Consider the following 23,596-nt stretch of genomic DNA (forward strand, 5'->3'; position numbering starts at 1 on the left):
TCTTATTTTTTTATAGTTTCGTTTTCAGTCATATTTTAGCATCAAGCCAGACTCGCAATTTAAAAAAAAATTAGAATTATTATAAATTTAATATAATTTTAGTTAAAATTATGTATATTACGAAACCCGTTTTAGTTAGTTTTTTAAGATACAATATTTTACAACGTCTTATGCTTTGCATAATATTTATTTCAATTTAGGAAAATGTTAAACAATTGTTTAACTTTATTTTAGGTTTACGCTTTAAAAATCCTATTCTGCATCATAATAACACCCCCAATAGCGGTATTCAACAGATATTCCTTATCTTTGCAGTCAAAACTTTACTATAAATGTCAAACAGAAAGATGATTACGGCAGCTTTGCCTTATGCAAACGGGCCGGTTCATATAGGACATTTGGCAGGTGTTTATATTCCTGCGGATGTTTACGCAAGATTTCAGAGAAGATTAGGAAAAGATGTAGCGTTTATCTGTGGTTCAGATGAGCACGGGATTCCTATTACCATAAGAGCCAAAAAAGAAGGGGTAACCCCTCAGGATATCGTTGACAAATATCACGGGATCATTAAAAAATCTTTTTCTGACCTGGGAATTTCATTTGATGAATATTCAAGAACAACGTCTAAAAAGCATTATGAAACCAGTCAGGATTTCTTCAAGGTTTTATATGAAAAAGGAAAATTCACTGAAGAAGTTTCTGAACAGTATTTTGATGAGCAGGCTGGCGAGTTCCTTGCTGACCGTTATATTGTAGGAACTTGTCCTAATTGCGGTAATGAAAACGCTTACGGAGACCAGTGTGAGAAATGTGGTACTACCCTTTCTCCTTCTGAGCTGATCAATCCGAAATCAATGCTTAGCGGAAATGTTCCTATCCTTAAAGAAACAAAAAACTGGTACCTCCCATTAAATGAATATGAAGATTTCTTAAACGAATGGATCATTGAAGGCCATAAAGATGACTGGAAACCTAACGTATACGGACAGGTTAAATCTTGGCTGAATGACGGTCTTAAGCCTCGCGCCATGACCAGAGACCTGAACTGGGGAGTTCCGGTTCCACTTCCGAATGCCGAAGGAAAAGTATTATATGTATGGTTTGATGCTCCTATCGGGTATATTTCTTTCACCAAAGAATGGGCAGAGAAAAACGGGAAAGATTGGAAAGACTACTGGCAGAGTGAAGACAGCGATCTGGTACACTTTATCGGAAAGGATAATATTGTATTCCACTGTATTATTTTCCCTTCAATGATGAAGGCGCACGGTGATTATATTATGCCGGCTAATGTTCCTGCTTTTGAATTCCTGAATCTTGAGAACGATAAGATTTCAACGTCAAGAAACTGGGCAGTATGGGCTCATGAATATGTGGAAGACTTCCCCGGACAGCAGGATGTGTTGAGATATGCACTTCTTTCATCTGCTCCGGAAACAAAAGATAATAACTTTACATGGAAAGATTTCCAGACTAAGAATAATTCTGAATTGGTAGGTATCTTCGGAAACTTTATCAACAGAGTTGCTGTTCTTATTCATAAATATTATGATGGTATTGTTCCACAGGGTGATGTAAACAGTCCGGAACTGCAGGAAATAAGTAAATCGGCAAAAGAAATTTCAGGATTCCTTGAAAATTATGAGTTTAGAAATTCATTAACTGCATTAATGAACCTTGCCCGTTTTGGGAACCAGTATCTTCAGACTGAAGAGCCTTGGAAAACGATTAAAGATAATCCTGAAAAAGCAGCTCAATCTTTATTCGTTGGAGCTCAAATAGCTGTTGCATTAGCTCAGTTATGTGAACCTTTTATGCCTTTCAGTTCAGAAAAGCTATTGAATATGTTCAATGTTGAAAAGAAAGACTGGAATACTATTGAAAACCAATCAGTATTAATTGAAACAGGTCACAAAATCAACGAATCGTCTCTTCTTTTCTCAAAAATTGAAGACGACGTAATCGAAGCTCAGATCCAAAAGCTGGAAGACACAAAACAAAACAATAAAAAAACAAACCCTAACGCAAACCCAATGAAAGAGGAGATCACGTTTGAAGACTTTACTAAAATAGATCTTAGAACAGCTACGATTATTGAAGCTGAAAAAGTAGAAAAAGCAGATAAATTACTTAAGCTTACTGTAGATACAGGAGTAGATGTAAGAACTGTTGTTTCCGGTATTGCGGAAAGCTTCACACCTGAAGAGGTTATCGGGAAGCAGGTAATGATCCTTCTGAACCTTGCTCCAAGAAAAATCAGAGGAATTGAGTCTCAGGGAATGTTATTATTAACAACAAAACCAGACGGAAAATTATCTTTCGTAACACCGGACGACAGCAATGTTGAGAACGGTATTGAGATCGGATAATTAAAAATCTTTATAAAGATAACAGGCTGTTTCACTAGAAGCAGCCTTTCTTTTAAATAATAGTTATGGTCAATGAAAGTGTGTTAAGAAAACTTTCCAATCAGGAATTAGAGGGATATTTAAAAGAAAGCAACCGCTTTGTTCCTGAAGCCGTTCAGATCGCTTTTGAAATTCTGGAAGAAAGAGGCCGTATTTTCAGTGAGCAGGAAAAGACAGCTGTTCAGCAATTGATTCAGCACAAAAAGGAAGAAGAGGAAGCAAAACGTACCAAAGAGGCAGAAGTTTGGAAAGACCATATCACAGAAGATCCGAAGGCTGTTAAGCTTTATTCCCGAAGGACTATTTTGGTCAGCTCTGTTTTTTTCTCTCCGATTCCGGGGTCTGTTTTACTCTTCCTTAATTTAGTCAAACTAAAAAAATATCTTGCAAGCCTCTTAGCACTGGCATTTGGTTTTCTTTTCTTTATGTTTCAAAAATACGTTCTGCTTTCCCATTTTGACTTTGGTACAACTTCCAGATACAGTCCCGAAATTGGTGTCATTGCAGCAGGAGCTTTGGGTTTACTTGCCATCAGCGCTGTTGCGACTCCAAAAAAACTTCCTTACCGTGAACAATCTTATATTCTTCCTGTTGTTTTATGCGCCGGAACTGCTGTTCTGATGTATTTCTATTCCCCGGAATGGTTTTCTTTTTATCCGTTGGCAAGAGCTATCAATATATTCAGACAATAATAAGGAGCTGATTCCCGCTATCCACTCTTACTCCTCGCGCCTTGCCAAAGAGCCAACCGCATGCTGTGGGGTAACCGTTTCTATCGGGGCTAGGATGGGTACAAAAAAGTCATTCCGGTTTACAGAATGACCATATATGAATTTATGAGATTGCTTCGCTTTCAGCTCGCAATGACTTGTTGTAATAATTATTTTTTGGTAAGCTTTGCCAGGTAAGAATCTTCATCCTTCAAAACTCTTTCTATTTTAAAACCATTATTTGTGGCGGCATTTTTCAAGGTATTAAAATCAAGATACAGCCAGGTAATCGGTTCTTCAGATTCACCTTTATAATGAACCACATAATCCAGTTCACCATAATATCCGCCTGCAGGAATGTAGACTCCGCCATCTTTATCACGGTCGAACATATAAAGGATATCCGTACTGTCGATCAGGATCTGGCCTTTATCATTTAATAAGGTATGCAGCTTCTGAAGATAGGTATCAATTTTTGCCAGGCTTTCAAAAACCCCGGTACCGTTCATCAGCAGTAAGATTGTATCGAATGTTTCACCGGAAAAGTCAAGCATATTTTCACAAACCGCTTTTTTAATTCCTCTCAGCTTACAAATCTCAACAGATTTGGGTGAAATATCCAATGCCGTTACATCAAGATTTCTTTCGTTCTGAAGGTATAACGAATGAGAACCTGCCCCTGCACCGATATCCAGAACTTTTCCTTCGGATAACTGCAGCGCTTTCTGCTCTATATCGTTCATTTCTTCAAAATCCCGGAATAAATATTCTACCGGAAGTTCATCCAGCTCGGAAATTGATGTTTCAGTCTGCAGATCCTCCGGATTTTCATTGTGGTAGTAATCCCAGATCGCTCTGCCCATTAAATCTTTCATAGTGCAAAGATACAGCTTCAGAAACTAAAGTTCAAAGTTTGTGATTCAGGTTTTTGAGTTACGGGCTCTTATTGTTTTTCATTAAAGCGGTTGGATGCCATTATTATAACGCAATAGATCGCAATTTTTTTTGAGACCCGCGTACTCTTTAAGTTCGCTAAGGCATTTTACTCAGCAATGAAACAGTAAATATCTTAGCTAAATGAAATACCTTTGCGAACGAAATTACTTTCAGGCCGGATTAGAACTTTGCGGTCTCAGCGTTAAAAGAAATTTACGTTATATTATTGATTCCTGCCTAGTTGAAATTTAGCCATAACTGATTTTTTAAATAAAATCCGGTTTCCGATCAAGCCCAGAAACCAGATTTGAATACAATATGTTTTCAGATCAGGATATTTTAAATCCCAATTATTTCTAAAATTCAAAAGTATAAGACAGGTTGAATGTTCTTCCTCTTCCCTTGTAATTAAACAATTCCGGAAGTCCGTAAGTAGAATACAAAACCTGGGAACGCTTACTCCATATTGTCTGATAATCTGTATTAAATATATTCTGGATTCCTAAGTTGAATTTTCCCCAGTTGAACCTGTATCCTATCATCAGATCGGAAGTATTGTAGCCTTCCACCACATTATTAAGCTCGTCTTTCTGTTTGAAATTCTGCAGAGACTGGAATCTGAATGACCAGTTTTTAATGTTATACCCGATATAGGTTACCAGTTTTGAAGGAGAAGCATTATAAATCTCCTGTTTCTGCCATTCTCCTTTGTTGTCTACTTCAGATTTGATCAGAAGTCCGCTGGCTCCGAAATACACTCCATTGCTTAAAGCATAGGAAACTTCGGCTTCAATTCCCATATTTCTTAGTTTCAGATCATTTACGAGAATCTGGAACGTCTTTTTATCTACAGCAACCGTTTTATCAGAATTGCTCATGAAACCGGCAACCTGCGCTCTTAAACCACCTTTGTTGACACGGTATCCTACTTCAAACTGATTTGTTTTGATTGCCTGCAGCGGCTGTTCTTTCACATTGATACTGGATATGACATCCCAGTTGGTTCCCACAAGTTTATATTGACCGATTCCGTAAAACTTGGCAGGATCTGCTAAACTTGCCCCCTGAGAAAAAGTTCCCCAAACCTGGTGCTGCTCATTGAATTTGTATAATAATCCGGCATTGGCCAATGTTACATTATAAGAACTTTCACCACCCGGAATTGCGGATGCTGAACTTCCATAGCCCATGGCAACCTGGGTCTGCTGTTCTGAACCTACAAAATCGTCCATTTTTACGTTGATATGCTGGTAACGGATTCCTGCATTCAACTGCAGTTTTGGAAGAATGTTGTATTTTGCCTGAACATATCCTGCGTAACTTTGTGAATGGTTGGTAGGATATCTTCCCAGGTTGTATTTGGTTTCGTTCACTAAACCTCCACTGGACATTGTTTTGGCCATATCATAAACGGATTGTGTCCCTTCAAATTTCTCAAAATCAAAATCTGCTCCATAGGTAACGTTCAGTCCGCGCCATGATTTTGATAATAAAGCTTTAATCCCGGAATAATAAGTATCCTGCTGTGATGAAGACATGTATGGTATTTTTCCTGTCTGTAATGTAACATTTCCCGGGAATGGATAAAATCCTAATTTTTCGCCGCGGGTTGCCAGCTGTACATAAAGGTCCTGTCCGCCTAAAATACCATTTCCGTTATAGGCGACTGTGCCCATATAACGTTCTGTACCTACATTCTTATCGGATGAAAAACCATCTCTCATTTCCAGTAAAGAAGGATTTTTTGTAGTGAAGGCACTTAAATTTTCACCTAAATATAAACTTCTGTCTCCATTAAATTTAGAATTGTAATACTGAACAGAAGCTGTTATTTTATGTTTGTTGTTAAACTGATACCCTCCGGTAGCCAAGATGTCAATGGATTGGTTATACTGAAGATCCGTCTGGGTAATATCTGTAAACAGCTGTTTCTGATCTGCTCCATACACTCCACCATTCTGCTGATAAGCAACTCCCAGTCTACCAAAGAACTTGTCTCCTTTAGCCGCAATAGATTGAGCGGCACGGAAATCATGGTCATCTTTTCCCATGAATCCTGTACGTACCCCTAGTTCTGTTTCACCACTGATTCCCTTTTTGGAAGGTGTTTTTGTGATAATATTGATGATTCCGCCGGTAGCATTACCTCCATAGATTGAACTTGCCCCTGAAAGCACTTCAATTCTTTCAATATTGAAAGGATCAATCGCATCCAGCTGACGGCTTATGGCACGGATACTGTTCAGAGAAACTCCGTCAATCATTACCAGTGCAGAACGTCCTCTCATATTCTGTCCGTAATTGGTTCTTCCCTGTGGACCGATATCCATGGAAGGAATCAGGATTGACAACATTTCTTTGATAGGAACTCCGCTTTTGGCCTGCTCCCGGATCTTTTCTTTCTGTACTACCCAAACCGTTCCGGGAACTTCTGAAATCTTTGTAGGTTTTCTGGAGGCTACGATCACCCCATCTTCAATACCTTTAGAGACAATAGAATCTTTCACTGTCTGGGAAAACATCATTCCGGAAGTTAAAAGACCTATGAACGCATACTGCTTTTTCATTCTTTCTATTCAACGTTTATAATGCCGCAAAGATAATTCTTATTTAGAAAGAATAAAAATAATGAAATATGAGATTTTCCCTTATTTTGTGATGGTAAATATCTTTTTACAGAAAAGTTTTCTAAATCTGGATATATATAAAAACCATTAAGAAGGATTAAGGAATAAAGTATAGTTAAGATAAATCATTCTGATTTTTAAGCTTAATGCGAAGTTCATCTTAATACTCTAAACACTCTAAACACCTTAATACAATCTTAATGTTTCAAAAAAGTTTAAAATTTGACATCTTCTTAAAAACGTAAAATCCCAGCCCAACAAAGGACCAGGATTTTACTAGTGAAAAACAAGGTTTCTTTTATACCGCAGGACCAGCTGCATCTTTTATTTCTTCCAATAATTTTTTTCTTTCGCGAAGTCTCCTTCTCGCGATAACAGATTTACCGCCAAGAACTCTTATAAATCTTAAGTACTGGAAACGTTCTCTTCCGAAATGATGGGTAAGCACATAAACCAATACTCCGATACCAGCCAGAATAATATATCCGAACAGCTTTTTACCAGCTATAATAATTGCATTCAGTTGAATGGTTTTCATGTTGGAGGCTACATTCTGGGGAGTAACCGTCATTCCATCCATATACACGGCAAGATCTCCAATTCCCATTACCTGAAAACGATATTGAAACCAGGAATATATTGCTGAAAAAACACCCACCGCAAGGAAAGTTCTCCAAACCAGTACAAGCCCGATTGCTGCCAGCATATCATCCATTTCAAGCTTATCCAGCGTATAAAACCAGATTGAGATAAACAGTGAACACATTCCATAGCCTTTCAGAAGCATCGGTAGATACCAGTTATCATAATTAAATTCAAGAACCATTGAAAAGTACATGATAATGGTATATCCCATCATGGCAGCAAAGCCTGAAAAGATAAACATTTTCAAAGGTTTCTCTTTTTTAAACCAGAAAACAGCAATCACACCTGCTATCATAATTCCGGGAATCATCATCATACTCAGCTTTGCATTGGTCACCGAATCATATCCTAAAACCCCTACTGCAAATGTATTCTGAATAGATGCGGTACCTAAAAACATTCCCAGCCACAGTAGCATAAATAAACCGTGCTGCACATTGTTTTTTGAAAATATTTTAAAGGAAAGATAAGGTCTCTTTAATGTCAGCTGACGAATGGTAAGCAATGCAAAGCTTACAAACGCCGCAATGCTGGCATTGATGATATTCCTGGAGTTCAGCCAGTCCTGTTGTTTCCCGAACGAAAATACGTAAGCTGAAAACATAAACGTGGAAATAAAAAGCAGAATACTCAGCCAGTCGATGTAATGCAAAGGAACTTTCAAAGCAAAATATTTATCATGCATAAAAATCCAATGAATCAGCGCCAGTATCATACACAACACGGATGTCAGGATATAAAACTGCTGCCAGTTATAAGAAACAGCCACTTCAGCAGCATAATATGTCGCTACCTGATTCATCACCAGAACAAATGTATAAAACAGACCGTAAAACATTCCCCGGTTTCCGATCATCATCATCAGCGGAAGAAAAAGTTCTATGGTAACCATCATTTTCATAAACCCGATAAGCAGAGAGGTAAACACGAAAACCATAGGCTGTAAGGTTGTTGCATTCACAAAGTTCAGAAATGCGAGAATTATCAGTAAGGCTACCATTTTATCTCTCACCTTGAACCTCATCTTCATTCTTAAAACGATAGGCATACAAGCCCCCATTCCTATGGTGGTCGCATAATTGGCCCACATGAAATACTCCGTCATAGCACCGGTACCACCTGTAAGATAACTGATATTCCCTGTATACACCCCGCCAATAGGCATTACCACGGCAAGCAGTAATACAATCAGCAGAAGCTGTACGGGTTTCGGTACCCAGTCACTATATAATCCTTTGTTGTACATGATAAATTTAGAAGTTAGTGATTAGAAACTGGAAATTAGTGGCTGAAAGTTTTCAGCTTAACTTCCGTATTTTCCAATTTTTTAATCTTTCAATGATTAAATCTTTTATTACTGACTGATATTCACATTCATATTCATTCCTGCACTGAGTTTATCCAGATCTTCTTTTTTATTGGAAGCGGTAAACTCTATTCTTACAGGAATTCTCTGCTGTACTTTAATGAAGTTCCCGGTAGAATTATCTGTCGGAACACTTGAATATCTTGATCCGGTAGCTGCTGAAACGGCAGTTACTACCCCTTCGAATTTTTTTCCGCCTAAAGCATCAGCTGTCATGGAAATCTTCTCACCGATTTTAATATTTGGCATCTGGCTTTCCAGGAAGTTGGCGGTTACCCATTTCTGACCGTTCAGAACGATCGTTGCCACTTGTTGTCCCGGCTGGATTAATTGCCCCTCAGAAATTGTTCTCCTTCCCATTACTCCGTCATAAGGTGCGGTAATAACGGTATACGAAAGATTGATCTTTGCCATATCCAGTGCAGATTTCGTTCTTTTAATCTCCGCATCGTTGATTCCCAATCTGCTTTTCACCTCTGTAGTGGAAAGATTTGCAGATTGTTTTTGATTGACTAAAGTCTCATAAGCAGCCTTTTGTGCATCATATTCTGTTTTTACCTGATCGTACTGCTGTCTGGTCACAGCTTCTGCGGCCAGAAGGTTTTTGTATCTGTTCAAATTCTGTTCTGCGTTCCATAATCTTGCTTTTGCGCCCACAATATTAGACTGCATAACGTTGATATTGTTGGAAACTGTATTAACAGAAGAGCTTGTTGCTGTTTTTTGAGCCATCGCATTCTGATAGGCTGCTTCGGCCTGTCCAAGCTGTGTAAGGATTTCACGGTCATCTAAAATCACCAGCGTATCTCCTTTTTTTACCCTTTGATGTTCAATAAATTTTATTTCTTTGATATAAGCAGAAACCCTGGTATTGATAGGATTGATAAATTCTTCTACCTGCGCTGCTTCCGTGTAGGTTTTGCTCCCGATATGGAAATAATCACGTATTAACCAGAATAATCCGAAACTCCCATATCCACATTCTGCTGTACCAGAGTCATGGCATCATTCGCCTGGTTCTTTTGCAGCTCACCCAATTTTACTTTTTCTTTCGTTTTATACAGCGCATCTATATTGTAGCTTAAAGAAACTCCTGTCTGCCAGCCTCCCGAATACATATCCAGAACAGGATTTCTTGTAGTGATCGGTCTTTGCAGTGTATAGCCTCCAAATCCGGCAACGGTAGGCATATTATCCGTTTTTATAATTTCGATATTCTTATCTGCCACTGCAATATTTTTTTGAGCAGATTTCAGCAAAGGGTTGCTTTCATGCGCAAGGCTCATATAATAATCCATGCCTATTCCGGATTCTTTGTTCTCTAAGTTTTCTGTGGGAACAATTTCAGTGTCTGAAGGCAGTCCCAGAGCAATATTTAAATTATAATTAAGGATTTTTTTATTGTTAGAAAGGGTCAGAATCCCCTGATCCAGATTTTTGATGGCCAGTTCTCCACGGATTACTTCATTTCTGGTCACCATTCCCTGCTGATAGAATTTCTGGATATTTTTAAGACGTTCCTGAGCCAGTTTTTTATTATTCTGAAACACTTCTTCCTGGTTCTGTATTTTATAGACATCCAGTTAATTGGAAATCACCAGAAATTTAACATCCTGCTTATTTTTTTCAAGATCAAGCTCGGAAAGCTGCTCACGAAGTCCGGCCATTTCAATAGACTTGTTCACCAAACCTCCTTTGAAAATCAGTTGTGTTGCCTGAACTGCGTAAGAACTTCCGTAATGCGGCATCGGAACGTTTGTAGAATTCGAAAAGTCTTTATCAATGGCTACTGCATCCCCTAAATAGAACTGGCTTGTAGAAGCTGTAATTGATGGGAGTTTCTGAAGCTTTGCAACATTGGTGTTCTGTTTTGCGATATCAATATTCTGTGCGGAAACTTTGAGCTGCTGATGATTCTGAACAGCGAGTTCCGCCACCTCACCGGCGGTCATCTGCCTGATCTGTTGTGAAAAAAACAGCGCAGGAAAAGCTGCTATCAAAAGTGATAGTGCTGTTTTTATTTTCTTTGTCATTTTACCTTGTTTTACAGATGCAAAGTTAGGTCAACAACAAAATCAATCAAATGTTTGATTTTTGGAAAAAGATGTTCAAATGTAAGATTTTAATTTTCGAACTGATGTCTGTACTGTGTAGGACTTACTTCCAGATGCTTCTTGAAAAAGTGAGAAAATGAGTACTGATCACTGAATCCAAGGATAGATGAAATCTCCGATACCGGTTTATTGGAAGAGTTTAAGAGAACTTTAGCTTCATTAATGACAATTAAAGCAATGATCTGACTCGCAGATTTACTTGTGATGGTCTTCACAACGGAAGAAAGATGTCTGGTTGTAATTGACTGCCTTTCGGCATAAAACTCAACGGTTCTTTCTGTAAGATGATGTTCAGCAAGATCGGTAAGAAATACAAATACAATTTCTTCCTGTCTGGACATCTGATTCATAGAACTGTTGTCCTCTTTTGAAATGATTCCCGCCATCTGATAGCAGAAAACAGAGAAAAGATGCTCTACCATCTCTTTCTTATAGAGCATATCGGTATCAGAATCCAGGATATACTTCAGGAAATTAACACTTTTCCAGACTACTTCCATTTCATCTTCAGGAAAAGGCACCCCTTTATTCATCTGCTGTCTGAAATACCGATAAGTAATCAGACGGTTAAACTTTAATGATAATGCTGAAATGAATTCCCTTTTATAAGAAACCATCCTTGACTGAAAATCACCCGTCACTCCTACCACTTCATAGATGGTTTGGGGATCAGTTACCATAAACATATTGGCAGAAACTTCCAGATCACTGAAATGCTGGCGGAGCTTTATGGTTCCGGATTTAATAAAGATAAAAGCAGGATTATCGGGACGAAAAGGCTTACCAACGGCTATTCGCTCGAAAATATTACGTTCCGTAAAAATATCAACTCCGAACTTTTCTAAGGCAGACATAGGACAAATGTAACAATCTTACCAGTGATTACAAAATTTTATTATTTTAGCATCAATCCAATTTTCTGTCAGTATGAGAAAGGTTGATCTATTATTTGCCGAATATAGTAAAAGCCATAGAAACCCTACAAACAAGTTCATTCACTGGATTTGTGTACCTCTGATTTTCTGGACGATTCTGGGGTTTGCCTCCCTGATTCCCGCACCTCATTTCTGTGCTTCCTATTTCGGATGTATCAGTATTGTAAGCCTTATAGTGATTCTTCTGATTACTTTATTTTATATCAGGCTTTCTTTTAAAATCGCAGTAGTAATGCTTGCTGTAATGCTTGTTATGGAGCATTTCATTTATCTTACCAACATAAGTTTTGGAAAGCAATCCTGGATAGTTTATCTGTCCGTATTCATCATTACCTGGATTTTCCAATGGATAGGTCACAAAATTGAAGGGCAAAAACCTTCTTTTCTCAAAGACCTTCAGTTTCTGCTGATAGGACCGATCTGGCTTTTAGGATTTATTTTCAAAAAAGCAGGAATCAGATATTAATCTTCCAGGGCATAAACCGCAAAACTGGCCAGCCAATGGTCTCCTCCGTAATTCCCCTGGAAAAGCAGCGGCAAACCGTTAGCCAGGAATACATCTGCCTTCTTCCTGAAGCTTTTCTTCAGCGGATGATTGGCAGGAAGGGCATTTGAAATCCCTTTCATACACCATGCTTTGGAAAAAGACAATCCCACCAGGTGAACCGTCTGATAATCGCTCAAATCACTTACAACAGGAATTTTTTCAATATTCTCCAGACTTCTTTTTTCATAGAAAGCATTCAGCCACTGTACAAATTCCTTTTGAGGGAGCACTCTGCGCATCAGGTCTGCAATCTCAAGACTTGGAGAAAAGAAATCTGAACCGTCCGGCTCCAGATAAGCGGGTGTTTTCTGATCTTTTAAGAAAAAGTATTTCGCTTTTTCCATCAGTTGATTTTCGAACTCTTTATCTTTATTGGCTCTTGCCCAATCTATAGCAAAAGCCATAGCAAATGCGGTATTCGGATGGACTCCGGTTCTGTTGGGATAGGTTTGTTTTGGAAGATACGTTTTCCAGGATTTGAGGATCTGATGTGTTAATGGTTTCAGATTCTGGTGCCATGTTTTAGCTTTCGGATGATCCCAGTTGGTGAGTTCTTCATCCAGTTTTAATATCCACGCCCAGCCGTAAGTTCTCTCGAAAGTTCCTGTCAGCTGATATTTTGTAAAATAGTCTGCCTCCGTCTGCAGCTTATCTTTCTGAAATGATTCATCCAGAATTTTTTCAATCTCCTTAGCATTGGAGAGGTTGGGTTTTGTTTTCAAAAGTCTTGTCAGCATCCAATGTCCGTGAACAGAGCTATGCCAGTCGAAACATCCATAAAAACTGGGATGGAGATCTTTCGGTGTCAAAGGAACTTCGCCTGCATTATTGATGATATGCGCCGTTTTATTAGGATATTCCTGATTGATGCAGTGAAGAGGTTTATCGGAAAGCTTCATTGCCATTTCGTCTGTAAGTTTCGGAGCTTCCTGGGCATACATCAGAAATGGAGAAAACACAAATGCTAAAAGACTTTTTTTCATGAATTAAAAATAGAAATAATTTACAGTTTCAGCAATTTTTCCAATCGGTTTTGAAAGCTTTTATTCTGAATTCTGACCAATCTGTAATATGAAACAATTTTTAAGCACAATTTTTGATGATATCATCAGAAACTAACGCTATGAAAAACATTATTCTTCTTTTATCCGGCATTCTGCTTATCAACTGCAATAAAACAGGCGGTGATCAATATCAAGTGAAAGCTGACCTAATGGAAGTTGTTCCTGAAAATAAAGCGCCTTCCGCAGCAGCCGTATCTCCCCCACTTTCTGTATCTGAAAAGCTTATTCCTGATGAAAATGGATCCGGCAAAGAAGGCTATACCCGCAAGAAAACCGATACTATTTCCAAAAAAATCATCAAAAACGGAGATATGAAGATTCAGGTGGGTGATATTAAAAAAGCGCAAAATCAGGTCAATGAAATCATCAGAAAAAATAGTGCCTATATCCAGAAAGAAGAATTCCAGAATACGGATATGGATGATAACCTTACACTGATTATCCGTGTACCTCACAAAAATTTTGATGCTCTTATCAATTCATTTTCAGATGGTGTCGGATCAGTTCTGTCTAAAAATGTTTCATCTGATGATGTGACCGAGGAATATACCGATGTTGCCATAAAGCTGGCCAATAAAAAGATATATCTTGAAAAATATCGGGATATGCTTAAAAAGGCTTCCACAACGAAAGATATGCTGGAAATCCAGGAAAAGATCCGGGAACTGGAAGATGAAATTGACATTGCTGAAGGCAGACTCCGTTTTATTGATGACAGGGTGAATTATAGTACCTTGAATTTAAACCTATATAAAGAAAAAGTGAGAAGTTCAGCCACCTCTAAAATTGGCTTCGGAAGCCGGTTTATTGATTCTCTGACTGAAGGCTGGAACAGTTTTGTAAGCTTCCTGCTGGGAATGGTTTCACTGTGGCCGTTCTTTCTGCTCATTCCTGTTATTGTCTTTTTATGGAGAAAATGGAAGGAAAAGAAAAAACAGAAAAGTTCATAAACTAAGAATCCGGGCATCTTCGATGTCCGGATTCTTACTGCATAATCAACAATTTACCTGTTAAAATGATCCTTTACTGTTTCCAGTACTTTCTCATCTGTTATTTTCTGTGAAGTTCCTAAAGTAATTTTTAAATCTCTGAACTGTGCTGTATCATGCAGAAAGTGTTTCAGTTCTTCCTGCATTACTCCGGGACCTGTAATATAGAGTTCCTGGGAATTGGTCAGCAGATGTTCAATTTCTTTAAAAAACTTGTTACTGTTGGTGGTTTCAGCATTATTTCCTGCATTTTCACTGGAATTACCATGTTGAATCTCCGCTTTTACAGGCTTACAAAGAGTAAATTCAGAAATATTCTGTCCATCGTGATTTCTGGCTACAATGGCTTTCTCTGTATCAATCCAGATACCTGCTAATTTCTTATCAGACATAATCATATAATTTTAAGTAATGCCAGATAAAAAACAAGAATAATGCAACAGCCGTGTTAAGGGCTGTTAAATGTTGATATCATATTATTTCCCCAGCACAAATACTGCAGGGATTTTATGAAGTTCCGGCTTTTGCTTCTGCCAGTCTTTTATTGATTTTGTTTTAATAAATTCATGTTCCGGGTCATTAATATTGGCAGCAATACACAGTTTGGTATTCGGTGACAAAAATTTAGACAAATCTTCAAAAAGCTGATTGTTCCGGTAAGGTGTTTCCATGAAAATTTGAGAATATCCTGTTTTCTGTACAAGACTTTCCAGATTCAGGATCTGTTTCTTTTTTTCTCCTTTATCAATAGGAAGATAACCATGGAAAGTGAATTCCTGCCCGTTGAATCCACTGGAAATCAGAGCCAGAATAATAGATGACGGCCCTGAAACAGGAATCACCCTGATATTTTTCTCATGACACCATTTAACGATCAGGTTTCCGGGATCAGCAATACAAGGTAGCCCTGCTTCCGATAACAATCCGAAGTCCTGCCCTTTCAGCATCAGGCCCTGAGCTTCTTTGATATCTGCGTTTTCCGTGTATTTATCTAACAGAAATAACTTCAGATCAGCCTGCTTTTTTTCGGGAGCAAAAAATTTAACAACCTTTCTCGCTGTCTTTTCATTTTCCACGAAGAAATAATCCGTTTGCATGATATAATCCTTCAAAACAGGTGAAAAGTAGTTGATAGAAGTATTTTCTGATAGGTAAGCAGGGAGTAAGAAAAGCATTGTATTATTTTTTAGTTCTTTCGTTTAATGAGGGTTGTGGGAAATATTTTGTAAGATCCATAGAGAAGGTAACAGAGGTAATTTTCCAGGTTCCGTTGACCTTCATCAGCGTCCAGATCTCTTTTCCCCAGTTTTCCATTTTACCGTTATACCAGAAACTGTAGTCAAAATTGGCAGAAGCAATTGATCCATCTTCTATGATCTTAATATTGTCAAATTTTTCTTCAGATTTATCATCTTTAAAGCTTTTGATAAAGGCTTTATAATCATCGGCAAAGTAGTAATCCGCTTTAGGGTTTTTCTCAAGGCGTTTAGCTTGTGTCCTGTCCTTGTAGATTCCGGTCCAGAGTACGGGTTCCTGAAACAAAGAAAGATATTTGGCTTCATCACGGGACTTAATGCATCCCATAAAGTCATCCATTACCTTACGGATCTCTGTTTCATCTTTAGTTTGGGCAAAACAGAAATTAAAGCTTACTAAAAGCAGCAGCAATAATTTTTTCATGGTTAATATTTTAGTATTTGGTTCTTAATGGCATCACATCCCTTATCCAGAAGCTGGAAAACATTTTCGAAATCTTTCATATCTCCCCAATACGGATCAGGAACCTCAGCATTTTCATGATCTCCCAATACTTCTAAAAACAACGCTACTTTCTTTCGTTCTTCTTCGTTTTTAGTTTTAGAAACCACGTCTTCGAACACATCAATATCCATGCAGTAGATTTTATCAAATGTTTCAAAATCTCTTCGGGTAATGGGTCTTGATTTCTGCTTTGAGATATCAATATTATGGTTTGCAGCAGTTTTAACAGCTCTTTTATCCGGATGTTCTCCTTCGTGCAATGAAATGGTTCCAGCTGAGTCTATCACAAAGTTTTCCGGCACTTTTGTTTTCATGATTCCTTCTGCCAGAGGACTTCTGCATATATTTCCCAGACAAACCATTAATTTTTTCATAGGTCAGTATTTATAAAAAAGACTTTTAACGACAAAACTAAATAAAAAATGAAGAATACAACGATCCTTCATTTTAATTATTTGTAAGCTCAGCTATTTACTGTTTGATTCTTTCAGTAAGATCTTTTACGTATTTCTTGATTTCTTTATCAATTTTCGATACGTCTTTGATGGTATCACATGCATACATTACTGTTGAATGGTCCTTTCCTCCCATTTCTTCACCAATTTTAGTAAATGTTGAATTGGTGAATTCTTTTGAGAAATACATTGCAAGCTGTCTTGGCAATGCGATTTCTCTTTTTCTTGTTTTTGAAAGCAACTGCTCTTTTTTGATTCCGAAATAATCACAAACCACTTCCTGGATATAAGGAATATTGATGACTTTTTTCTGGTTGGCAGCAATTCTGTTGATGGTTTCTTTCAGCAACTCAAGACTCAGGTCTCTCTTATATACTGTAGAGTAAGCGATCACTGAGTTGATTACTCCTATCAGCTCTCTTACATTGGTTTTGGCTTCAGCAGCAAGGAAATCAAGCATATCTCCCGGAAGAACAATTCCGTCTCTGCTTAGTTTATCTTCAATGATTTGTCTTCTTGTAGAAAGGTCCGGAGATTTGATTTCTGCAGAAAGTCCCCATTTGAAACGGGAAACAATTCTGTCCTGAATATCCATGATATCTGCAGGCGCCTTATCTGAAGTAAGGATAATCTGTTTTCCGTTCTGATGCAGGTGATCAAAAATATGGAAGAAGCTGTCCTGTGTAGCTGATTTTCCTGATAAGAACTGGATATCATCAATAATCAGTACATCTACCATCTGGTAGAAATTCGCAAACTCAGTCTGCTTGTGTGCTTTGGCAGCAGAAATAAACTGCTGGATAAACTTTTCAGATGATAAATAAAGTACTACTTTATCAGGAAACTGATTTTTTACTTCAAGACCAACAGCCTGTCCCAGGTGGGTTTTTCCAACTCCGTAACCTCCATATAGGAATAATGGGTTGAAAGCGGTTGCTCCAGGTCTTTTTGCAATGGATCTGGCTACAGTCGCTGCAAATTTATTGCTTTCTCCTTCTACATAACTATCAAAAGAATAGTCAGGTTTCAGGTTAGAGTCTATGTTTACTTTTCTTATTCCAGGAACCACAAATGGGTTTACAATATTGGTAGAGAATCCCTGCGGCATTGTTTCCTGTGTTTTCGGAGTAGGAACACTCTGTCCCTTGATGTTCATGGTAACCGGCTTTTCTTCACCTTTTGGTCTGTTTTCCATTACAGAATACCATAATTTCACTCCTTTTCCAATATTTTTCTTCAGGGCAGCAGAAAGTAAGGACAGGTAATTATCCTCTATATATTCCTTGTAAAAATCACTCGGTACGATCAACGTAAGGTTATTGGCCACCAATGAAAGCGGCTGAACCTTATCGAATAGCATATCGAAAGATTTTTCAAGTTTTTTAAGGTCAGAATTGTCTTCAGCAGCGTTCAGGTTATCGCGCATAAACTGAAGGCATTTCTGCCAAATCATCATTAAATTGTCATCCATTTTTTAAGCCCCGATTATTCTTTGTTTGTACTGTGTTTAGAAGGAAGACAAAGGTCTAATTTTTTCTTTTCAAAAAAAAATATTGCAGGTATTGATTATTTAAAAATATATTTGTATGTATAATTTAACACCTAAAATGATACACACAACACACTCAATACGAGTACGTTACGCAGAGACAGATCCGATGAAATACGTATACTACGGAAACTATGCAACGTACCTCGAAGTGGCGAGAGTTGAGCTCTTCAGAAGTATAGGAATCTCATACGATGAAATTGAAAACCAAGGAATTTGGCTTCCCGTTTCGGACTACAAAATTAAGTATATCCGACCTGCTTTGTATGATCAGAAATTAGAAATTCATACCTATGTCAAAAAAATTCCGGGAGTGAGAATTGAATTTGAATATGAAATTTACAATGAAGAGCATATTAAAATAACAGAAGCGTCCACTACTCTATTCTTTCTGGACGCAAAAACCAATAAAGTAATTAAGTGTCCGGAATTTCTGATGGAGCTCATTGAGAAAAACTGGAAAGAAAAGTAACAGGGGTTTTGAGTTTGAGAGTGGCAGGGTTTGAGAATTTGAGAGTTTAAGGATTAATGTCCTGAATTTAACGTTATAGATAACCGAAACAAAAGAACCTGCACCCCGCACTCTATTTATGAATTAATTCGCACCTTTGTACCCTTATTTTAATTATCCCTTATATTATATACTATGAAGATTGCTTTTTTGGGACCTCATGCCAGTTTTACACAGCTTGCCGCTGCACAGCTTTTTCCTGATGACGAATTATTGCCACAAGCCAGCATTCTGGATTGTTTCAATGCTGTTGAAAACGGAGAAGCAGTAAAGGCAGTTGTGCCATTGGAAAATTCTATTGAAGGAACCGTTTCTATGACGCTGGATTATTTATATAAGACTCCGTCTATTAAAATCGAAGCAGAAGCCGTAATGCCGATTGCCCATCATCTGATGATTCATCCGCAAAATTCCATTGAGAATATTGAAAGAATATATTCACACCCACAGGCTCTCGCGCAGAGCTTTCATTTTCTGGATACCCATTATAAGGAAATTCCCAAACAGGACTTTTCCTCTACTGCAGCTGCCGCAAAGTTTGTTTCCGAAAACCCGGACACTCCTATTGCAGCAGTAGCCAATCAGTTTGCAGCCAACTTGTACGGTTTGAAAATTGTGAACCGTAATATTCAGGATTTTGAGCAGAACCATACCCGCTTTATCATTATTTCCAAAGAACAGAACAAATATCAGAATGATCAGCTGGAAACCTTGGGTGAAAAATCAGGAATGCTGATTACTCTTCCGGAAGACCATCCCGGTGGGCTTCATCAGGTTTTATCCGTGTTTGCGTGGAGAAAGATGAACCTGAGCAAAATTGAATCCAGAACCCTAAAAACCGGATTGGGAAATTATTTCTTCTTTATCAATGTTGAAGGCCCATGGCAGGAAGTTTTACACGGGAACGCACTAAAAGAGCTTGAATCGATCAGTGCCAATGTTGATTTTCTTGGAAATTATAAAGAATTTCTCCTGGAAAGCTAGAAAAAACACAATAAATAGGATTAAAAACACTGTCATTTGGGCAGTGTTTTTTTATTATCTGCTATTAAAAACACGAAAAATTAAAAAAATATTACAATAAATCACCATACCGACCACTTGTTCTGAATCACGCAAAAATAACCCACACATAGGGGAGAATTATCTTTCACTAAAACCCTCATAAACAGTACATTAATTAAAAAAAGAAATATAATAAGTCGTAATTAAATCATGTAGTAATTTTAACTAAAAAATAAACATATGTTTAAATATATTACATTGTTTTAATGTTAAAATTATAAATTTCACAATGTAGAGTATAATTTTTATTGTATATTTGCTTAGCAACTAATTAAAAATCTTGATCATGAAAACTAAACTTTACAGCTTAATGTTAGCATGCGCAACTTTACCTTTATTTTCCTAAGTAGGTATTAATACAGCAACCCCTTCTGCAACTTTAGATGTTAACGGAACCCTGAAAGTTCGTGATACCCCCGCTGCTACAGCGCTACCAGGATATCAGGTTTTAGCAATTAACCAGGGAAGCACTCAGGTTTACTCCATAGATCCGGCACTAATAATAGCCGCATCAACCAATACTTCTAACACTTCTGTATATGCAGCGAAAAAAACAACCGGAATAAGCCTTCTGAATATAGGAATTTTCCCGTCATCTTTCCTGCCTGTCAACTTTGTAGCAGCTGACCGAAATATAGGAAGTGCCTCTTTATTTACAGACGCTGACGGTGCTTATAATATCCCATCTACAGGAGTATACGCCCTTGGATTTGCATTCAGATATGGAACAGGGCTGCAGGCATCATTATTGTCAGGAGCTCCAGGAATCGGAATCGCCAGAACCAGAGCGGGAGTAACCACAATCATAGACAGCCGTCCTTTTAGTGGTGTTAATCTTGCGTTAGCAATTAATTTAACACTTTCTGATGCAAGTATCAATTCTCTTTACTCGTTCCAGGCAGGTGATAAAGTATCTTTCGGACTTACTGATTCCGGTGTTTTCACCGGATCGTTATTGGGATCAAGTATATCGTCATTCTACATTTACAAAGTATCCAACTAGTAAAACATATTGTTAGTTATCTATACCATTTAACCCATCGCTATACCGTGATGGGTTAATTTTTTAAACACCATATCAAACATTTCCTTTATATTTGATAAAAAACTAATGAAATGAGTGAGTTTGTTGCGGTTATAATTCTTATCATTATCTTCATCATTTTCAATAATCTGAATACCAAAATCAGAAAATTGGAAAAGGAGATTTCAGATCTTAATTATAAAATCGGCAATAAACCTGCCGGACATGAGATTACGCATAGGACAACTCCACCGGAAGAAACCATCATCTCAAAGACAACACCTCCTCAACAGGTTTATCATGAGAGCACAAAACATATTGAAGAACCTTCAACACCTCCCGGAAAAGACTGGCTGGCTCCCTTTTTTGATTTCCTAAAACAGAATGCACTTACTATTATTGGTATTTTCACTCTTGTTCTGGGAATTGGTTATTTTGTAAAATATGCGATCGATAAAAACTGGATCGGAGAAACTGCAAGGGCTGGTATAGGTTTTTGTACCGGAGCAGGCATCATCATGACCGGGCATTTCCTTCGAAAAAATTATAAAGCATTTTCCTCTATTATTACAGGAGGCGGAATTGCCGTTTTATATTTCACTGCCACTATTGCCTTCCGGGAATATCATCTTTTTACCCAGAACACCGCTTTTGCCATAACTGTCCTGATTACAGCTGTCTCTATCATTTTATCCTATTATTATAAAAGCGAGGTGCTGATTATTTTTTCTCTGATAGGAGGTTTTGCAGCTCCATTAATGATCAGTACAGGACAAAGCAATTACCTGTTTCTCTTTATTTATCTCACGCTACTAAATACCGGAATGCTGGTAGCCTCTTTCCTTCAGCACTGGAAAAGTGTGGGCTGGACAGCTTATATTTTCACAACCGGTTATCTTTTCTCCTGGACTAATGAAAGTCCGGAGCTTTTAAGCATTACTTTTTATCTGATCAGTTATGTGATATTCTATATTTTCGCACTGCATGATTACTTCAGAAAAAATATCCTTTCAACCTCAGATATTGCCATTCTTGCTCTTGCTAATTTTTCAAGTGTCTTGGGGCTGATCTATATTTTTAAGACCCTTGGGTACGAACCTCCTATTATTTTCCCGCTTATTTTTGCTGCAGCCAATTCCATCCTGCTGTTCAGAGAATATGCACAGAAAAATTTCGGGATTGCCTATTCCGTATTTGCAGGACTGGTGACAAGCCTTATAACAATTGCCGTTGCAATTCAGTTTAAAACCCACCTCATCACCAGTATCTGGGCAATAGAAAGTACCCTGCTTCTTTTCATCTGGAAAAAAACCGGCCATAAGATTTTCAAGATCTTCTTTTATGTTCTGTTTCCATTGGTCATGATTGCCCAGCTGATTACATGGACCGAATATTTTGGAACAAAAGATTTTAGCATCATATTCAATCCTCCGTTTATTACCAGCTCGTTTACTATTGCTTCCATAATGATCAATTTGTATTTATTAAGGAATGGGACAAAAGAACCGGAGGAAAAAGACAGTAACTTTTTTGAAGATCTTATCACTGTAATCAGCTATGGTGTTATTTATATTACCTTCCTGCTTGAGATTACCTATCATATTTCGGAAATGCATTGGTCAGCAGTTACCACTGCAGGGCTGTTATTCAGTATCTGTTATGTTTTTATATTACTGCTTTTCAGAAAACCGCTGGGTATCAGAAATGACATTCAGAATATTCTGATCTACCTGCTTCTTTTACTGGCAGTTCTTACTATTTCCGTATCCACTCCGGCAGTAGTTACAGCCATTTTATCAAAAAAACTGTATCCCGGTTTCTATCTGCTGCATCTGGTGCAATGGATACCTTTTATATATGTTTACAGCAAAATCATTCCTTCTTCGGAGTTTCACAAACGTCAGGTTTCTTACTGGATACTCTCTGTGGCTCTTATCGTGCTGGTAAGCTTCGAGCTGCATCACTCCTATGTTCTGATGGTTTCAAATGACATTCCTCAGTCTTATGAAGCGAATAAGCATTTCAATATTCTTTATCTTCCTGTGATATGGACAATCCTTGCCAGTATTTTTATTTATACCGGTTTAAAAAGGAATATCCGGGAGTATAACAAAATTGGCTTTGCCCTGGTAGGTCTGATGGTATTGAAACTGTATGGCTATGATGTCTGGCAAATGGATAATATTTCAAGAATCAGTGCCTTTATTGCTCTTGGAGTTATTTTATTACTAAGCTCTTTTGCTTTCCAGCGCCTGAAAAATATCATCAGAAATATGGTAGACAAGAAAGACAACAATGATGAAAATGAAGAAGCCACCGACTGACAATCAGGATAAAAGTTTTTATTTCTAAATAAAATGTAAAACAACATGAGATTTCATTCAGATTTTATAAAAAATAACTATATTTATCACGTTTTTAACAGTTACATATTCTGATTATGAAAAAAATACTCTATTCTTTTTTAATACTATCCTCTGCGACTTTATTTGCACAGCAAAAAAATCCTGCTGTAAAGTTTGCAGTGGCTGACAATGCTATCGGAACAGTAGAATTATTCAATGCAAGAAAGAACCTGATGCAGGTTTCGAAAGTATACAATACCCCGGCAAGTCTTCCACAAAGTTTAAAAAAATACAGTTCTGTTTTTACCAAAGGGGTCACTGAATATAAGTTCAAAAACGGAGAGAATCCATTTGATAAAATGGCATTATCTGAAATCAATGTACAATACAACATCCCGGCTGATAATCCCGTATTTATTGAAGGATATGAATTTACAGACACCAGCACATTAATCTATCCTCAAATCAGGAAAAAAATGGAGGTAAAAGATTATAATGGTAAAAAAACATTATTCATTTATACAACTGAATAATTCAATACTATA

General features: G+C 37.6%; 20 protein-coding genes and 2 pseudogenes. 9 read left to right on the forward strand and 13 right to left on the reverse strand.

Annotated features, from left to right (window positions below; all coding sequences use genetic code 11):
* Positions 1-332 precede the first annotated feature (332 nt).
* A complete protein-coding gene (metG, locus tag ACE3RB_RS08170; protein ID WP_374463781.1) occupies positions 333-2,369 on the forward strand; it encodes a methionine--tRNA ligase in 2,037 nt (678 codons plus the stop codon).
* A gap of 65 nt (positions 2,370-2,434) precedes the next feature.
* Positions 2,435-3,100 carry a hypothetical protein gene (locus tag ACE3RB_RS08175; protein WP_374463782.1) on the forward strand — a complete coding sequence of 222 codons (666 nt, stop codon included), beginning with the start codon at positions 2,435-2,437 and terminating at the stop codon, positions 3,098-3,100.
* Between the two features lie 188 nt (positions 3,101-3,288).
* Here ACE3RB_RS08175 and ACE3RB_RS08180 read toward each other — a convergent pair whose 3' ends face one another.
* From ACE3RB_RS08180 to ACE3RB_RS08210, 7 genes and pseudogenes are all read right to left on the reverse strand, one after another.
* Positions 3,289-3,993: a class I SAM-dependent methyltransferase gene (locus tag ACE3RB_RS08180; RefSeq protein WP_374463783.1), complete on the reverse strand. Its 705-nt coding sequence runs from the start codon at positions 3,991-3,993 to the stop codon at positions 3,289-3,291.
* Positions 3,994-4,410: 417 nt separating this feature from the next.
* Entirely contained in the window at positions 4,411-6,621 is a 2,211-nt protein-coding gene (locus ACE3RB_RS08185) for a TonB-dependent receptor (protein ID WP_374463784.1), read from the reverse strand.
* 358 nt (positions 6,622-6,979) lie between these two features.
* Positions 6,980-8,572, reverse strand: coding sequence for an MFS transporter (locus ACE3RB_RS08190; protein WP_374463785.1), 1,593 nt, complete (start codon positions 8,570-8,572; stop codon positions 6,980-6,982).
* 108 nt (positions 8,573-8,680) lie between these two features.
* Positions 8,681-9,655, reverse strand: a pseudogene (locus ACE3RB_RS08195) (HlyD family secretion protein); the annotation flags it as partial.
* Positions 9,640-9,990, reverse strand: coding sequence for a TolC family protein (locus ACE3RB_RS08200; RefSeq protein ID WP_374463810.1), 351 nt, complete (start codon positions 9,988-9,990; stop codon positions 9,640-9,642). The pseudogene ACE3RB_RS08195 and the gene ACE3RB_RS08200, both read right to left, overlap by 16 nt.
* A gap of 75 nt (positions 9,991-10,065) precedes the next feature.
* Positions 10,066-10,725: pseudogene (locus tag ACE3RB_RS08205) on the reverse strand (TolC family protein); the annotation flags it as partial.
* Between the two features lie 89 nt (positions 10,726-10,814).
* On the reverse strand, positions 10,815-11,660 hold the full coding sequence (locus ACE3RB_RS08210; protein WP_374463786.1) for a helix-turn-helix domain-containing protein: 846 nt from the start codon (positions 11,658-11,660) through the stop codon (positions 10,815-10,817).
* Between the two features lie 73 nt (positions 11,661-11,733).
* On the opposite strand from ACE3RB_RS08210, the gene ACE3RB_RS08215 reads away from it, so the two are divergent.
* Positions 11,734-12,207 (forward strand): DUF962 domain-containing protein, encoded by a 474-nt coding sequence (locus ACE3RB_RS08215; RefSeq protein WP_374463787.1) that lies wholly within the window; start codon positions 11,734-11,736, stop codon positions 12,205-12,207.
* On the opposite strand, the gene ACE3RB_RS08220 is transcribed toward ACE3RB_RS08215, so the two are convergent.
* Complete coding sequence (locus tag ACE3RB_RS08220; protein ID WP_374463788.1) at positions 12,204-13,271, reverse strand: DUF2891 domain-containing protein; 1,068 nt, start codon at positions 13,269-13,271, stop codon at positions 12,204-12,206. The genes ACE3RB_RS08215 and ACE3RB_RS08220 overlap by 4 nt on opposite strands.
* Before the next feature lie 140 nt (positions 13,272-13,411).
* Between ACE3RB_RS08220 and ACE3RB_RS08225 the strand changes: the two genes are divergently transcribed.
* Positions 13,412-14,302, forward strand: a complete 891-nt coding sequence (locus ACE3RB_RS08225) for a DUF4349 domain-containing protein (protein ID WP_374463789.1) — start codon at positions 13,412-13,414, stop codon at positions 14,300-14,302.
* Positions 14,303-14,355: 53 nt separating this feature from the next.
* Here the strand turns inward: ACE3RB_RS08225 and ACE3RB_RS08230 are convergent, their stop codons facing one another.
* The 5 genes from ACE3RB_RS08230 to dnaA form a co-directional block, all read right to left on the reverse strand.
* On the reverse strand, positions 14,356-14,733 hold the full coding sequence (locus ACE3RB_RS08230; RefSeq protein WP_374463790.1) for a hypothetical protein: 378 nt from the start codon (positions 14,731-14,733) through the stop codon (positions 14,356-14,358).
* A gap of 84 nt (positions 14,734-14,817) precedes the next feature.
* Positions 14,818-15,516, reverse strand: coding sequence for an SAM-dependent methyltransferase (locus tag ACE3RB_RS08235; RefSeq protein ID WP_374463791.1), 699 nt, complete (start codon positions 15,514-15,516; stop codon positions 14,818-14,820).
* 4 nt (positions 15,517-15,520) lie between these two features.
* The gene (locus ACE3RB_RS08240; RefSeq protein ID WP_374463792.1) at positions 15,521-16,021 is read right to left on the reverse strand and encodes a nuclear transport factor 2 family protein; all 501 of its coding nucleotides are present in this window, start codon (positions 16,019-16,021) and stop codon (positions 15,521-15,523) included.
* Between the two features lie 2 nt (positions 16,022-16,023).
* On the reverse strand, positions 16,024-16,476 hold the full coding sequence (locus ACE3RB_RS08245) for a low molecular weight protein-tyrosine-phosphatase (protein ID WP_374463793.1): 453 nt from the start codon (positions 16,474-16,476) through the stop codon (positions 16,024-16,026).
* A gap of 97 nt (positions 16,477-16,573) precedes the next feature.
* Positions 16,574-18,028 (reverse strand): chromosomal replication initiator protein DnaA, encoded by a 1,455-nt coding sequence (dnaA, locus tag ACE3RB_RS08250; RefSeq protein ID WP_374463794.1) that lies wholly within the window; start codon positions 18,026-18,028, stop codon positions 16,574-16,576.
* Between the two features lie 136 nt (positions 18,029-18,164).
* Between dnaA and ACE3RB_RS08255 the strand changes: the two genes are divergently transcribed.
* The 5 genes from ACE3RB_RS08255 to ACE3RB_RS08275 all read left to right on the forward strand — a co-directional run bounded on the left by ACE3RB_RS08255 (position 18,165) and on the right by ACE3RB_RS08275 (position 23,584).
* Positions 18,165-18,578, forward strand: coding sequence for an acyl-CoA thioesterase (locus ACE3RB_RS08255; protein WP_374463811.1), 414 nt, complete (start codon positions 18,165-18,167; stop codon positions 18,576-18,578).
* A 174-nt stretch (positions 18,579-18,752) separates the two neighbouring features.
* The gene (gene pheA, locus ACE3RB_RS08260) at positions 18,753-19,601 is read left to right on the forward strand and encodes a prephenate dehydratase (RefSeq protein ID WP_374463795.1); all 849 of its coding nucleotides are present in this window, start codon (positions 18,753-18,755) and stop codon (positions 19,599-19,601) included.
* 829 nt (positions 19,602-20,430) lie between these two features.
* Entirely contained in the window at positions 20,431-20,685 is a 255-nt protein-coding gene (locus tag ACE3RB_RS08265) for a hypothetical protein (RefSeq protein ID WP_374463796.1), read from the forward strand.
* 113 nt (positions 20,686-20,798) lie between these two features.
* On the forward strand, positions 20,799-23,030 hold the full coding sequence (locus ACE3RB_RS08270) for a DUF2339 domain-containing protein (RefSeq protein WP_374463797.1): 2,232 nt from the start codon (positions 20,799-20,801) through the stop codon (positions 23,028-23,030).
* Between the two features lie 116 nt (positions 23,031-23,146).
* On the forward strand, positions 23,147-23,584 hold the full coding sequence (locus tag ACE3RB_RS08275; protein ID WP_374463798.1) for a hypothetical protein: 438 nt from the start codon (positions 23,147-23,149) through the stop codon (positions 23,582-23,584).
* The last annotated feature ends 12 nt before the right edge of the window (positions 23,585-23,596 follow it).

This window comes from Chryseobacterium sp. (assembly GCF_041914225.1).
Classification (GTDB): domain Bacteria; phylum Bacteroidota; class Bacteroidia; order Flavobacteriales; family Weeksellaceae; genus Chryseobacterium.

Excerpts from the sequence above, each read along its gene's own strand:
- ACE3RB_RS08235 (WP_374463791.1), bottom strand. The coding sequence starts at position 15,516 with ATGCTTTTCTTACTCCCTGCTTACCTATCAGAAAATACTTCTATCAAC.
- ACE3RB_RS08215 (WP_374463787.1), top strand. The coding sequence starts at position 11,734 with ATGAGAAAGGTTGATCTATTATTTGCCGAATATAGTAAAAGCCATAGA.
- ACE3RB_RS08210 (WP_374463786.1), bottom strand. The coding sequence starts at position 11,660 with ATGTCTGCCTTAGAAAAGTTCGGAGTTGATATTTTTACGGAACGTAAT.
- ACE3RB_RS08255 (WP_374463811.1), top strand. The coding sequence starts at position 18,165 with ATGATACACACAACACACTCAATACGAGTACGTTACGCAGAGACAGAT.
- ACE3RB_RS08225 (WP_374463789.1), top strand. The coding sequence starts at position 13,412 with ATGAAAAACATTATTCTTCTTTTATCCGGCATTCTGCTTATCAACTGC.
- ACE3RB_RS08180 (WP_374463783.1), bottom strand. The coding sequence starts at position 3,993 with ATGAAAGATTTAATGGGCAGAGCGATCTGGGATTACTACCACAATGAA.
- ACE3RB_RS08240 (WP_374463792.1), bottom strand. The coding sequence starts at position 16,021 with ATGAAAAAATTATTGCTGCTGCTTTTAGTAAGCTTTAATTTCTGTTTT.
- pheA (WP_374463795.1), top strand. The coding sequence starts at position 18,753 with ATGAAGATTGCTTTTTTGGGACCTCATGCCAGTTTTACACAGCTTGCC.
- ACE3RB_RS08275 (WP_374463798.1), top strand. The coding sequence starts at position 23,147 with ATGAAAAAAATACTCTATTCTTTTTTAATACTATCCTCTGCGACTTTA.
- ACE3RB_RS08175 (WP_374463782.1), top strand. The coding sequence starts at position 2,435 with ATGGTCAATGAAAGTGTGTTAAGAAAACTTTCCAATCAGGAATTAGAG.
- ACE3RB_RS08190 (WP_374463785.1), bottom strand. The coding sequence starts at position 8,572 with ATGTACAACAAAGGATTATATAGTGACTGGGTACCGAAACCCGTACAG.
- metG (WP_374463781.1), top strand. The coding sequence starts at position 333 with ATGTCAAACAGAAAGATGATTACGGCAGCTTTGCCTTATGCAAACGGG.
- dnaA (WP_374463794.1), bottom strand. The coding sequence starts at position 18,028 with ATGGATGACAATTTAATGATGATTTGGCAGAAATGCCTTCAGTTTATG.
- ACE3RB_RS08270 (WP_374463797.1), top strand. The coding sequence starts at position 20,799 with ATGAGTGAGTTTGTTGCGGTTATAATTCTTATCATTATCTTCATCATT.
- ACE3RB_RS08245 (WP_374463793.1), bottom strand. The coding sequence starts at position 16,476 with ATGAAAAAATTAATGGTTTGTCTGGGAAATATATGCAGAAGTCCTCTG.
- ACE3RB_RS08220 (WP_374463788.1), bottom strand. The coding sequence starts at position 13,271 with ATGAAAAAAAGTCTTTTAGCATTTGTGTTTTCTCCATTTCTGATGTAT.
- ACE3RB_RS08230 (WP_374463790.1), bottom strand. The coding sequence starts at position 14,733 with ATGTCTGATAAGAAATTAGCAGGTATCTGGATTGATACAGAGAAAGCC.
- ACE3RB_RS08185 (WP_374463784.1), bottom strand. The coding sequence starts at position 6,621 with ATGAAAAAGCAGTATGCGTTCATAGGTCTTTTAACTTCCGGAATGATG.
- ACE3RB_RS08200 (WP_374463810.1), bottom strand. The coding sequence starts at position 9,990 with ATGGATTATTATATGAGCCTTGCGCATGAAAGCAACCCTTTGCTGAAA.